This window comes from Leptospira venezuelensis (assembly GCF_002150035.1).
Classification (GTDB): Bacteria; Spirochaetota; Leptospiria; order Leptospirales; family Leptospiraceae; genus Leptospira_B; species Leptospira_B venezuelensis.
In genome coordinates this window covers 297,758-310,216 of record NZ_NETS01000006.1, presented here as the reverse complement: position 1 = coordinate 310,216, position 12,459 = coordinate 297,758, and the positions used below count along the sequence as shown (strand labels likewise).

Below are 12,459 nucleotides of genomic sequence, written 5' to 3'. Positions count from 1 at the left end.
GAATGACGCCAAGGATTGATTGTTAGACGCAACTTGTAAAATACTATATGAAATCAAATTATTTTCTCGGATTCATTAGAAGAGTATTGCTTCGTCCTTACGTCTATTTTATTAATCTTCCAAAAATTTGGGTAACTTTTCTAGATAAGGAAATAGATTATTATAATAGGTTAAATAATGTTGAAAGAAAGAGAATTAACGCTCTTATTCAGCATTTCGTAATATCCAAAAAATTTATTGGTGCTAATGGTTTTCAAATTAGTAAGTCGCATGAATATACCATTTCCTGTTTAGCCGTAAGATTGATAAAAAATATCGGTTTGCATCATTTCGATTCAATACATACGATTGTCGTATTTCCTTCAGCCTTTAAAACAGAAGAATTTTCAAGCTTTGTCGATGGTGTTACCGGAGATCAAGGTATGGTTGGATTATCCTGGCGGGCAGTTGAAAGAGGGTTCAAAAATCCGGAAGATGGTGATTGTGTAGTTACTCATGAATTTACACATGTTATTGATTTATCTTCCGGGAATTTTAATGGAATTCCTCGATTAGAAAGTGAAAGTTTCTATCAAAGTTGGATAAAATTATTAATTAATAATTTCCCAGAAATAAAGAGGGAAGTCTTTGATTCATTGGGCTATATTGGGGATGAGACTGAACTTTTCGCTTACCTTTCAGAACTATATTTTGAAAAGCCAGATGATTTATTAACTAAGAAACCCCAAGTATTCGGTGTATTAAACAACTTTTATAAAGAATACCCTGAGAAACTTTTGACCAACGCATAACTGTCGGTGCTTGCATGCTCGAGCTTGAGCCGTTGAGGACATCAGAACATCTTGGTTGATATTCTCAAAGATGAGGAATTAAAAACGCATGAGAAAACTTATGCTAATTATCATTTTGTGCTTATGTAATTGTGCAAAAGACGAAATTAGTCTTAGGAATAAAAGTATACCAAAGGAAGAGCCAAATATTGCGTTCAGTATTTTGACGAAAGATAAGCTAATTAAGAATGATTGGTCCAATTACGGCAGGCTTTTCACATACGGAAATCTTATGGTATTTAAGGAAGATGGGAGCTATACCGAAGAATTTGTAGGTGAAGGATGCGGAATAATTAATTCGGGAAAGTATACTTTAGTAAATGGAATTTTGACTTTAAATGCAAAGAGAAATCCTTCATGTCCTGTTGAGAAGTTTGTTGAAAAGAAATTATGTAAATTAATTCCAGAATCTCCAGATCCTTTCTATTCAGAATCGTTAAGATGTGGACAATCTACTTATTATGGAAACCCAAAACCAGTCGGAACAATTATCAAGATTAAAGATACTGAATCGATGATTATTGAACCTCGTAAAGTGGTTGCTACAACTAATATAATGATAAGAGAAAAGCCTTCGATAAAATCTAAAAGTTACAATTGTTCTCAAGGTCCTGACGATGGCTATCGCGAAATCCCTTATTTTCCTAAAGGTCAAGAATTGCTCTTATATGCTAGGTCTATGGAGAAAGAGAGAATTAATAACATAGAAGATTATTGGTATTTCGCTCAACAAGATCTCGATTGGTATGCTTCTTGCTCCGTCTCAGATAAATATACTAGCAGAGTCTGGATTTTTGGTGGTTATATAAAATAAATATCCACTTTGCAGCGTACAGCTTTGATTGATTACATTTTCCATAAAAGGATAGGCAGATGAAGTTATTTATATTTTTATTTTGTTTCCCCATTGCGATTTTCTCCCAGGTTCATCCGGATTTTGGACCGCTGAACTCCGCGGGACTTAATGCTCCAAGAACATATTTAATAAAGTATGAGAATTGTTCTGAAGACATGAAAGATGTATTAACATGTACTAAAGGATCGAGAGTTCTTCAGTATACACTTGATTTGGATGACAAGGTTGTAAAATTAGAATTGGAATTAAATAAGCCATTATTGCTTTCTTATGGTATCAATGAAAATGAAGTCGATAAGAATATTTTAGAATCGTATACAAATAGGTATTATATGATTCATGGGCATCCAACTATTTATTCGAAATCTAATAAGATAGCATTATATAAGAACCTGATGGAAAATTATGCGATAATCTATTTTCTGAACGGTAAATTAATATTCAAAGCGTATAGATCGAAAAATGCATATATAAAGGAAAATAAGGAATTAATTGAAAAAGCAATTTCCGGATCACCAGTTTGTGAACCCACTTACGATCTTAATGCTAAAGATAATTCATGTGCTCAATGGCATTTTAACTCTTTTAAATAAACCAACGTCGCCTAATTGCTTGCACGTCCGCGTCGTTTCGAGATCATTTCACAACTTTTGTTTCGCATTTGCTAATTCGTTTTATCGCAAACATTGCCAAGTCTTGGACGTTATACACAGTAGATAAATGACCTAATTATGAGATTTTCAACACAACTTATATTAATCATGTTTGTCGCTGTTTCCTTAGTTTCTTGCTATAATTTTGGTATGACGCGTACCGTCAAAAAGTCGATCATTCAACCTGAAATCAATTACCGAATTATCAATTTGATTTCGTTAAAGCAATCTGCGAAGAATACGTTAATCGTTGAAGCAGATATTGAAAAGGATTTGAAACTAATTAACAATGTTTGCGGAGTTATTAGAGTTCCTCCAGGAAAAGTTGAATTGGGAGATTATCCTTGGCCGACAGGTATTATTTTTTCAGAATGTGATCCTTTAATCAAAAGTAGAATGGCAGTATTTAAAGAGATAAATCAAAATATTTGGAATAAAAATAGATATGAATATGCTCATATAAATATAGAAATTCCGACACTTGTGGATAAAGAAATTAAGTTCAAATATTACAGACTACAGGATATCACAGTGGATGATATAAATTCGCATATTAGTATTAGTAGTATATATTTTAGTAATCGTAAAAATGTTAATATGGTATGGTATCCATTTGCTTTTTCGTATGATTTAATAGCCGGAACAATTCATTCAGTTGGTGCTCCGTTTGGTATGGTGTGTTTATATGGAACGGCGAATAACGAAAATAAATTTCTCTTTTTTGCAAGTTTACCTTTTTGTAAGTTATCTAAAGTGTTCAGCTTTCTTGATGAAGTAGGTAAATAAAAAGCAGAATTTTAGCCTTCCTGCGCAAGACAAGGCGCAATTGTATCATAAAGAATGAAGATCTATTGGGTTATATGGAAAAAGAATTAGTTAGGCATCATTCCAATAGTGTATTCTTATTTGGGGCTATTTTTACAATAATTGCATTGCTTGGAATATCAATAGATGTTGTTGCCGGAATAACTATCGGAGGGAGTTTATTAAAATTCCCTCAAACGGCGATAGAAAGATTTCATGAATTGCATTCAAATGTATTTTTAGGTTTATACAATCTCGATTTATTGAATGTGATTGTTCAAATTTTATTACTTCCATCGTACTTCACCTTATTTGTTGTACAAAGAGAGAAAGAGTATGCATTGAGTTTATTTGCTTTTATTCTTTTTACATTTGGAAGTAGTATTTTGGTATCAGCTAATGTCGCGTTATCTATGTTAGAATTAAGTGAGAAATATTTTGATACTACGAATGAGTCACAAAGACTATTATATTCGGTAGCTGGCGAAGCACTGCTTGCGCAGGGGAGACATGGGAGCCCGGCAGTATTTTTAGGGTTTTCCATTCCAACAATAGCAAACGTATTAATGTCAATAGCGATGCTGAAAAGTGGAATATTTGGAAAATTAAATGCATGGATAGGAATAGTTGGAAGTATCGTTATGTTAGTCTATATTCTACTGATAAACTTAAATTTCGGTGTTGAGAGTATAGCAACATTGCTCGCAGTACCGGGAGGTTTATTATTAATGTTATGGATGATACTATTTACAATTAGATTATTTAGATTATCTGTATAAGCACTTTGCGTTAGAAGAATTAAGTGTAGACGTTACAAAATATCTAAATTGAGCTTCCCTTTGCCTGAAATGAGATGTGATACATAACAAACGTCGAAACCGCTTGGTCGTTAGCCGAAATTTTGTTCGACTTTATTCTTTATAGTATTTATCTAAATCTATGTATGAAAGATTATATTAAATCAATATTTTTGTTCTTCTTCTTAAGCTATTTTATCTCATGGACGATTTGGCTCCCTTTATATTTGCCAAAATTTGGAATCAATTTTTTGCCAATATTTCCTTTTCACCATGCGTTTGGTGCAATTGGACCAGTCTCTGCCGCATTCATTGTTAGTATGGTTGATCAAGGATTTGCTGGTGTAAAAAGCTTATTCTCGAAAATGTTCATATGGAAATTTAATTTTATCTGGTATATTGTTGCTATCCTCAGCCCGTTTATTCTTCTCGCACTGGCCGTTCTTGCAAAGTATATCATCTCATCCGAGGTGAACTTGGTAGGAATCGGAATAAGTAGAGAGTTTCCAAATTTCAATTTCGTTTTATTCTCTCTTTATAATATTTTTACCTTCGGTTTCGGAGAAGAAATCGGTTGGAGGGGTTATGCTTTACCGAAATTACAAAAGCGTTTTCAAGCACTTACTTCAACGATGATTTTAACCATAGGTTGGGCTGTTTGGCATATTCCTCTTTTTTTCTATCGACCCGGTTATGTTGAAATGGGGATCTTCGGCATTATTGGCTGGTTAATGTCCTTATTGACTGGTGCAATACTTTTGACTTGGCTTTTTAATTCTACACGAGGAAGTATACTCATCGTCGCTATATTTCATGGCACAATAGACATTGTGTTTACATCGGACTTTGTCGATACAAGCATAATGAATATTACTGGTTTCTTAATAGTTTTATTTGCCATTGGCGTTCTTCTGCTCAATAATTGGAAAAATTTGTCTCAACTAGATCGGCAAACGATCTAAGTAGACTCAAAAAGAATCTTTCCACTACTGTCGGTACTTCTGCGTTGTTGCTATTATAGGAATGTCTTACGTCTTAGCCGAAAGTTTGACTAAAATATTTTATATGAATAATAGAATAGAAATAGAAAATGGGGAATTTTTTTCGGTAAATCTATCGGACAACAATCTATTCTTGCGATTTTTAGCCGGTCCTAGAGAGAGAATTTTTGATCTTAATATAAAAGCATGCTATTCAATTACAATAGAGCTGTTAGATGCTTTTGCAGGAAAGTATCAACAGCTAATAGATCTTCTTTTATACTCTGAAGTAAATATTAAATTGAATTCGGATATTGTACCAAATGCAATTGAGCTATCCGATTGGGAGGATGATTTTTCAATTCAAATTCCCTTTCGCAGATTCTATTGTGCTTTTGAAGAATTAACAATGGTAGATCTCAGAATATTATTACAAAGGTCATTTGATCTGTATGAATCTTATTTTCGTGATACTCAATCTAAGATTTCTTGCTATCATTCTAACAAAGCAAAGATTCAGAAAATATTGGATGAAGAATTGAAAAGATTTGAATTAAAAAGTGCCTTTTTCAATTTTATTCGCTTTAGGGAAGGCGAGAGGAGAACAAAACTTGGAATTTCTTTGCTAAATAAGATTCACTCACTATTGAACGAAAAAGACTGATTGCAACAATATGAATCAAGCCTTGTTCGTTAGACTCTATAACTGAAAAATTATTTGAGGAAAAAATGAATAAAAGAAAGATCATCATATTAACAATTTCATTATTAGTTACTCTATTTTTCACTGTAGTTAAGATTGACAAAGAGGACGTTGAAATTGTCGCGGAATGTAATCTGAAATCGAAAGAAATCAATTATCGCGTACACAAGTCATTATTCTTTTTTCGAACGGAAAACGATATTTCTATAGATAAAAGTAAGGGCTGTCCTACAGGAGCTATTCTTAAATTTGGATCAATTGCGTTCACGTACGCAGATAATACTTCAGTCACACTTCCATATCGATATTATTAAGAAAGAATTTTAGTTATAGTGTCCAAGCGTCGGAACGCCTTAACTGTTGGTAACCGGGTTTAAAAAGTTGTCTGTTTTTACTTTTCATTCGATAAATTGAATAAGTCGCTGAAAAGATTATTGTAATAATATTTTGCATTAACAGAAAGAACGATCGATAACTATGAAAACTCGAAAAGTAAAAAATCTATTTCTTACTATTTCTTTACGCAAGACCTTAAAAGTTTGGAACCAAAGGATTCATGTTTTACAATCTATCCTGATGTTTTAGTTCGGTCTGTCCCAAGTCAAAAAGGGAAAATAGTTCGTAAGATAGTAGAGTCTTCTTTGATTCACATAGAAGAAAATGACACTTCAGAAATATCGAAGATAGAGATAAGAAGTAAATTAATCGAAGGGAATTGGCTAAAAATATCAGATGGTTGGATATTTTCTGGACTAGTAAAATGTATACCCAGAGTTGTGTTTTCATCTCCATTTTTATATCATGGTGGCGAATTGCCATTTGATCCGAATGATCAAAAAGATTGGATTGCGATTTACAATCGAAATATTTTTTATTCTCGCGAACTTATACAAATCAATGTGAAAAGAGCTTACGATGCCATCATAGATGAGAATGAGAATGTAAAAACTGGGTATCAAGTATCCGCAAAAGGCACCCCGATTGTCCTTGTTAAAGGAATTCCATTTAAAGATGGAAATTTTGCAGTAAATAAGAAGAGCATTCCTTCTTCTATTGAATTAGGAAAACAATACAAATTTTCTTTTGGAAAGGACAACTATGTTCTCAAATCGAGTGGGCTTCGTGTCGATTCAGACAAGATAAGAAATTATAAATTGGTGCTAAGAAAAAATGATGATGAAATGATCATCGATACTCAGGAAGAACGATTTGAAATACCGACGCTCATTTTAGTAGGTGATATAGATGGAGACGGAGAATTAGATTTCATATTTGATTTAAAGAATCATTATAATGTATCTGAGCAACATTTATATCTTTCTTCAGAAAAGGAAAATGATTTCTTTGTAGTTCCCGTTTCAGTCCATGAAACTACTGGGTGTTAAAAAATAGGAATACCTTCTTGGTAGTTAGGTGAAATATTAAAAAATGAAGAAAACCTTATTATTCACAATATTTCTGATTTTACCCCATCAATCCTTATTCAGCAGCGAATATGAAGAATATTATACTTATGAAACGATAAACTTCATAATTCCTAAGATTTTTTCAGATAAGACTGAGAAAATTGAAAAAGGAAATATTCTGTTGGTCGAAAAACATCTCCCCACTTTTTCGGGCCAAGTTTCAGCAATTTTTAATCGTACGGTTGGTAGAATCAAATTACCTAATACCATTGAAAAATTTAAGAATAGAAGAAAATATCAAATTGGTGAATCAGTTGTCGTTTCAAAAGTGAATGGCTTAAAACCCTGTTACGAATATGATAAGAATCTAAATTGTACAAAGGAGTCAACGTTTCACATTCCATATAATGGAGAGGTTAAGATTACTAGAGTTCAATATTTGAAGATGGGCACTTTATTAACTATAAGCTATAATAATCAAATAGCATTGCTTACTTCTTTCTTTGTTAATACCCCGAACAATATAAAATTTATATATAATGACGAGTTTCTGAATAAATTTAAAGGTATGTGTCCAAAGTATTATAATTATGGGAAGATATCACCAAGATATACTTGTTTATCCGAAAATATAGTGCATTTAGACGATGGGCATGACTCTTGGAAAGAAAGAGATGAAATTTCGATAGTATACTACGATTTTTTAGCAATAATAATTGGAAGGAAGTATGAAGATCTATTCGGAAGAATATTGAGAATAGATCAAATTAACAACGATTCTTATTTTATAACGATTGAGGATACTGAAACTTTTGAAGAAATGAAGATCCCTGTCGTATTTGACTATAGTAATAGAAGTGTTCATTCAGTGAAAATAGATGAAGTTCGCAAAGGTCACTTCGGGAGCGCAGAAATATATAAAGCAGGATTAAGACAATATTTTAAGTAAACGTCGGCTAACTGTCGCTACTTCGCGCAGCTTGCATACATTGTTAGGCTTTGTCCATTTGGCGAAACTCCGAGGATATTCTAATTATGGGTAAACTAAACCATCTCGTCTTTTTAAGTGTGACCATTTACCTCCTGCTAAGTATCTATTTATATGCAGGAGAGAGTAAAATATTTGGATCCGGGGATAGAAAGTTTTCTAATTTGCAATCGGCTGTTTTAGTTGAGAAAATACCTGAAGAAATTTATAAGAGATATGGACGAAAGGTCGTAGTCTATTCTTTCAATCTTGAAAGATTTCGAAATATCTTTCTAGTTAGGAAGGCTTTGAATAAGGATAATAAAAGTGTATGCTATTATAATTTGGAGAATAGGTTAGATTTCTGCTTTATTGATCCGGAATTGTTAGACGGATTTCATTATTTCTGGTATTTGGATCTTCAGAAAGAGAACCTAATCTACATATTCGAATTCGATGGGGATGAAGACTATAGCGATTATAAACTCGCTTGTTTAAATACCAAAACCATGAAGCATAAAATTCTATTTAATGTTAATCCCGTCATTAAAAAGAAAAAAAATCTTTATTGGGGTTACCCGTGGGATATTAGTGATATAATAATTTCGAGGAAAGGTAATGAAATTCTAATAAATGCAACTATAAAGCATCATATTATTGAAGAAAATACAGATGAAATTCCGCACAAAGTTTTAAAATCAAAGTTAGTTCCCGTTATGTTTTTTACCGGAACTCCGACCCAGGATACTGATATGGGCAGTGAAGTTAAAGAAGTAAACAATTACTTCCTTATTGATGATTTGCAGACAGCCGCTCATAACCGAAAATAATGAAATTCAAAACTTATACTGACTGAATGTTCTTATGCGTTTAATCCTAACCAACTGCTATATACTGTTAATTCCTATTTTGATATGGAATGTGCTACTTATGGAGAAATTACCAGCAGCATATCAACCTTCCGAATTCAATAATAATATTCCAGTATATGTGTTGTTTGGAGAGAATATTTTTCGCACCATAATTTTTATCTTACCACTTTTTTTGAAATACGATTTGGCATTTGATAAAGTCAAAATCGGCTTAATAACATATGGAATTGGCAGCTGTTTGTATTACTTATCCTGGGTTATCCTTATTTTTCTTCCAAGTGGTAACTGGAGTTTGAGCTTAATTGGATTCATTGCACCTGCTTATACTCCGATAATTTGGTTGATAGGAATTTCTTTTATTGCGAATAAATATTATTTCAATATTCTCTATTCCAAGTGGCATTTATTAGTGCCAAGTATATTGTTCAGCGGATTTCATATATCTCATGCGGTGATTGTTTATAATCGTAGCTATTATTGATTGGGAATATACTGTGGTATCGAAGCGTGCTTAACATATTCGCTTCTGTCACAACACTCGCTTAGGCAAACTCGTTCCATCGCAATTTTGGTCCACCTTAGATGGTAGACGATACTTTTAAGTTTATTCTTTGAGATATAGAATGGAGGGTTTGCCAATAATGAATCACTTTATGGCTTATAGAATTTTCTCGATTTTTGGAATCTTGGTAAATATTAACTGTATGGTGTTTACACAAAACAAAGGTCGATTTTTGCGAAACGAGTCGGATATTAAAATCATTCATGAAGTATCTAATCACTCGACCCAGAGTGTATTCACTTATAGTAAACCTTTAGTACTTGAGCATTCAGGGGAATATCTTATAGTTTTTGGGATCAAATCGCCATCATATGATAGCGGGTTTGGTAGTAGTTCTGATCGAAATCCCAGTAACTCGCTACTTGAAATACCTACATACGCATATGATAATTACTTTACCAAAGTCGAAATTGACTCAAAATATATAAAGGTCTGCAAACTCAAGACGAATAGCTGTAGATTTCTTGAAAATGGGGGAGAGTTTGTTAAAGCGGTTTATTTATCTAACCACCAGTTAAAAACCAAATACGAGAATGATAATCCAGAGAAAGTGAATTTTTCTTTGATTCAGATTGAGTCGTCTAAAGATAAGAAGTTTGAGAATCGCGACGATTTATTCTTAACTGACCTTAATAAAAAATACATTAGGTTAATACCGCTGGATTCAAGTTTTACAAGCTTTGAATATTCTCTTGAATCAAACACTCTTTTCATAACTGTCTTATATGATAGCAATAAAGACGGACAGTTTAGTGAAGCTTTAGATCGGGAGGCTGTACTAAGAGTAGATATTCGTCGTCCATCAATCGGTGTAGAGATAATAGATAAAAAAGAAATCGAACAGCTCTTTTTGTTGGATAAGAAAAATACAAATTAGAGTAAAACGTTCATGCTTCTTTATCGCTAAGATTGTTTGCACGAGTGTTGACTAACTCTTGATATCGTGAATTTTACGTTAAAACGTAGTAATCCATTCATCAATAAATTAAAAAAGCCAAATTTCTTACTAACAAGATATACTGAATTATTTAAGAATAAAATATTTGATCGAAATGTATGATAGAAGAACTCGAAATACAAACTAAGCGAGGGAAGATAAAAATCATTAATGATTCTACTTTTGGAATCGCTTCAGTCGATAATTTGTATTCATACAATCGAATTATTGACGTGAATCATGACATTGCTTCGACTAAATTCGGAATATTTTCCTCTAGTTATAGTACACTCTTAGCAAATTCAGGGATCTCCGGATTGCATGAGAAATGTTATTTGGTCAAAAATGATCTATTGTATTTGTGTCTGGGGGACTCAGTCTTCTCTTTAACAATCCCAAACCTTGAATTACAATGGCGGTCGCAAGTGGATGGTGCAAGCTGCTTTGGGATTTACGAAATTTCAGATGGATTTATTGTTCATGGAGAATTGGAAATTACTCGGATCGATATTACTGGGAAAATTATTTGGCAGCATTCGGGTAGTGATATATTTACAACCTGCGATGGGACTGATGTTTTTAAAATAGAAGATAATATAATTTACGCTAAGTGCTGGGATGATCGTCTATATCGATTTTCTCTTGATGGTGAGATATTATTTTAATAGACTAAAGATCGCACCAAGAGTTGGACATAGTGTGAACATTTAGCAAGAAAAGATAAAAACGATAAATTCATTTAAAAAACTGAAACGCCTTATGGAGAAAAATATCATACATATTAAGATAACTTTATATGATGAATATCTGACTTCAGTTTATTGAGCTTAATCACCGTTTTTTCAGGACTTGAAAATACTAAAATATTATTTGGTGACATTTCATTTACCTGTAAACAGTGGCAGATATTTAGTAGAGACAGAAAGCTTGAATATAATTGATTAACTATTGAATTGTCAAATATCAGCTAACGGCAGTAACGCAATTCTTGAAAAACTCTTAAGCAGTGCTGGTCGCCCGACATTTTATAAATTGTCTGTTATTTCCTTTAATTGGATATAAGAAATAGAATACCTAATAAGAGTTTATTTAAGATATAAGATGAATATGCACGAAAAAATACCAGTTTTCTCTATTTTGATTTTTGTAACCACTCTCTATTGGTCTTACAAGGGTATTGCAGCAAGCAGTTTCTTAGATAAATATCTTCTCAGTACTGAAGGGGTATTTTTTCGTAAGCAGTATTATAGAGTTATAAGCTCGGCTTTTATTCACGCAGATTGGCCTCATTTAATTTTTAATATGGCTTCTTTTGCACTTTTCGCATTCGATTTTGAAAAAGAACAAGGGTTTGTAAAACTTCTCCTGATTTATTTCGGCTCAGTATTTGGCGGATCAATATTCGGATTGTTGAATAATCAGAGAAATCCGGATTACCGAGCAGTGGGGGCTTCTGGAGGGATTTCAGGATTAATTTTTGCATGCATTTTGTCCTCTTCACCTTTCTCACTTGTTTTTCATATACCACTACCAATTGAAATACCGGACTGGATATATGCCTATCTCTTCCTTGCTATATCCTATATCGGTATGCAAATAAAAAAAGGGAATATCGGTCATGATGCTCATTTGGGCGGCGCGATAGTCGGTATTATACTGATCACTTTTATTAGTTATGCAACTGTGAAACAAAGATACTTACTAGCTTTAGGATTAATTTCATTTAATATTTTATTAATTGGGCATTATTTATATAAAAAAGGTTTTAATGGCTTTGATATTGTTCGGATGGTAAAAAATATTAAAGAACGTAGGATTGCAGAAAAGAAAGAAGCCATTGTATTGGATCTGGATGAAATACTAGATAAGGTACACAAAAATGGCCAGGAAAGTTTATCAGAAAGGGACAAGCGTCGTTTAGAAGAAATTTCAAAAAATATTTAATCCTTAATTATAAAATATAAGCCGAGCCTTATTGTCGATAATTTCACATAGCCTCATGAAATCGTTGATCATTCTTATTTGTTTTATGGCGACTAGCCGCCTCAAATTTGTGGAACCTAAAGGTGTCTTATGCTTTTTCCCCAACTGA

15 protein-coding genes are annotated in these 12,459 nt (G+C 32.8%); all 15 read left to right on the top strand.

Annotated elements, in window-relative coordinates; translation table 11 throughout:
- Positions 1-47: 47 nt before the first annotated feature.
- The 15 genes from B1C82_RS01865 (at position 48) to B1C82_RS01795 (ending at position 12,311) form a co-directional block, all read left to right on the top strand.
- Positions 48-791: a M90 family metallopeptidase gene (locus B1C82_RS01865; protein ID WP_086445907.1), complete on the top strand. Its 744-nt coding sequence runs from the start codon at positions 48-50 to the stop codon at positions 789-791.
- 88 nt (positions 792-879) lie between these two features.
- Positions 880-1,644 carry a hypothetical protein gene (locus B1C82_RS01860; protein WP_157894082.1) on the top strand — a complete coding sequence of 255 codons (765 nt, stop codon included), beginning with the start codon at positions 880-882 and terminating at the stop codon, positions 1,642-1,644.
- 59 nt (positions 1,645-1,703) lie between these two features.
- A complete protein-coding gene (locus B1C82_RS01855; protein WP_086445905.1) occupies positions 1,704-2,279 on the top strand; it encodes a hypothetical protein in 576 nt (191 codons plus the stop codon).
- A 138-nt stretch (positions 2,280-2,417) separates the two neighbouring features.
- Complete coding sequence (locus tag B1C82_RS01850; protein WP_086445904.1) at positions 2,418-3,125, top strand: hypothetical protein; 708 nt, start codon at positions 2,418-2,420, stop codon at positions 3,123-3,125.
- Between the two features lie 74 nt (positions 3,126-3,199).
- Complete coding sequence (locus B1C82_RS01845; RefSeq protein ID WP_086445903.1) at positions 3,200-3,922, top strand: hypothetical protein; 723 nt, start codon at positions 3,200-3,202, stop codon at positions 3,920-3,922.
- A gap of 164 nt (positions 3,923-4,086) precedes the next feature.
- Complete coding sequence (locus B1C82_RS01840) at positions 4,087-4,902, top strand: CPBP family intramembrane glutamic endopeptidase (RefSeq protein WP_086445961.1); 816 nt, start codon at positions 4,087-4,089, stop codon at positions 4,900-4,902.
- Between the two features lie 103 nt (positions 4,903-5,005).
- Positions 5,006-5,584, top strand: a complete 579-nt coding sequence (locus tag B1C82_RS01835) for a hypothetical protein (RefSeq protein WP_086445902.1) — start codon at positions 5,006-5,008, stop codon at positions 5,582-5,584.
- 65 nt (positions 5,585-5,649) lie between these two features.
- On the top strand, positions 5,650-5,937 hold the full coding sequence (locus B1C82_RS01830; protein ID WP_086445901.1) for a hypothetical protein: 288 nt from the start codon (positions 5,650-5,652) through the stop codon (positions 5,935-5,937).
- Between the two features lie 225 nt (positions 5,938-6,162).
- A complete protein-coding gene (locus B1C82_RS01825; RefSeq protein WP_234008473.1) occupies positions 6,163-7,008 on the top strand; it encodes an SH3 domain-containing protein in 846 nt (281 codons plus the stop codon).
- 43 nt (positions 7,009-7,051) lie between these two features.
- Complete coding sequence (locus B1C82_RS01820) at positions 7,052-7,978, top strand: hypothetical protein (RefSeq protein WP_086445900.1); 927 nt, start codon at positions 7,052-7,054, stop codon at positions 7,976-7,978.
- Positions 7,979-8,064: 86 nt separating this feature from the next.
- The gene (locus B1C82_RS01815; RefSeq protein ID WP_086445899.1) at positions 8,065-8,826 is read left to right on the top strand and encodes a hypothetical protein; all 762 of its coding nucleotides are present in this window, start codon (positions 8,065-8,067) and stop codon (positions 8,824-8,826) included.
- A gap of 100 nt (positions 8,827-8,926) precedes the next feature.
- Positions 8,927-9,349 (top strand): hypothetical protein, encoded by a 423-nt coding sequence (locus tag B1C82_RS01810; RefSeq protein ID WP_086445898.1) that lies wholly within the window; start codon positions 8,927-8,929, stop codon positions 9,347-9,349.
- A 160-nt stretch (positions 9,350-9,509) separates the two neighbouring features.
- Positions 9,510-10,307: a hypothetical protein gene (locus tag B1C82_RS01805; RefSeq protein WP_086445897.1), complete on the top strand. Its 798-nt coding sequence runs from the start codon at positions 9,510-9,512 to the stop codon at positions 10,305-10,307.
- A 179-nt stretch (positions 10,308-10,486) separates the two neighbouring features.
- Positions 10,487-11,032: a hypothetical protein gene (locus B1C82_RS01800; protein WP_086445896.1), complete on the top strand. Its 546-nt coding sequence runs from the start codon at positions 10,487-10,489 to the stop codon at positions 11,030-11,032.
- A 436-nt stretch (positions 11,033-11,468) separates the two neighbouring features.
- Positions 11,469-12,311, top strand: a complete 843-nt coding sequence (locus B1C82_RS01795; protein WP_086445895.1) for a rhomboid family protein — start codon at positions 11,469-11,471, stop codon at positions 12,309-12,311.
- Positions 12,312-12,459 lie beyond the last annotated feature (148 nt).

Coding starts and splice junctions, on each gene's coding strand:
- B1C82_RS01865 (WP_086445907.1), top strand. CDS start 48: ATGAAATCAAATTATTTTCTCGGATTCATTAGAAGAGTATTGCTTCGT.
- B1C82_RS01860 (WP_157894082.1), top strand. CDS start 880: ATGAGAAAACTTATGCTAATTATCATTTTGTGCTTATGTAATTGTGCA.
- B1C82_RS01855 (WP_086445905.1), top strand. CDS start 1,704: ATGAAGTTATTTATATTTTTATTTTGTTTCCCCATTGCGATTTTCTCC.
- B1C82_RS01850 (WP_086445904.1), top strand. CDS start 2,418: ATGAGATTTTCAACACAACTTATATTAATCATGTTTGTCGCTGTTTCC.
- B1C82_RS01845 (WP_086445903.1), top strand. CDS start 3,200: ATGGAAAAAGAATTAGTTAGGCATCATTCCAATAGTGTATTCTTATTT.
- B1C82_RS01840 (WP_086445961.1), top strand. CDS start 4,087: ATGAAAGATTATATTAAATCAATATTTTTGTTCTTCTTCTTAAGCTAT.
- B1C82_RS01835 (WP_086445902.1), top strand. CDS start 5,006: ATGAATAATAGAATAGAAATAGAAAATGGGGAATTTTTTTCGGTAAAT.
- B1C82_RS01830 (WP_086445901.1), top strand. CDS start 5,650: ATGAATAAAAGAAAGATCATCATATTAACAATTTCATTATTAGTTACT.
- B1C82_RS01820 (WP_086445900.1), top strand. CDS start 7,052: ATGAAGAAAACCTTATTATTCACAATATTTCTGATTTTACCCCATCAA.
- B1C82_RS01815 (WP_086445899.1), top strand. CDS start 8,065: ATGGGTAAACTAAACCATCTCGTCTTTTTAAGTGTGACCATTTACCTC.
- B1C82_RS01810 (WP_086445898.1), top strand. CDS start 8,927: ATGGAGAAATTACCAGCAGCATATCAACCTTCCGAATTCAATAATAAT.
- B1C82_RS01805 (WP_086445897.1), top strand. CDS start 9,510: ATGAATCACTTTATGGCTTATAGAATTTTCTCGATTTTTGGAATCTTG.
- B1C82_RS01800 (WP_086445896.1), top strand. CDS start 10,487: ATGATAGAAGAACTCGAAATACAAACTAAGCGAGGGAAGATAAAAATC.
- B1C82_RS01795 (WP_086445895.1), top strand. CDS start 11,469: ATGAATATGCACGAAAAAATACCAGTTTTCTCTATTTTGATTTTTGTA.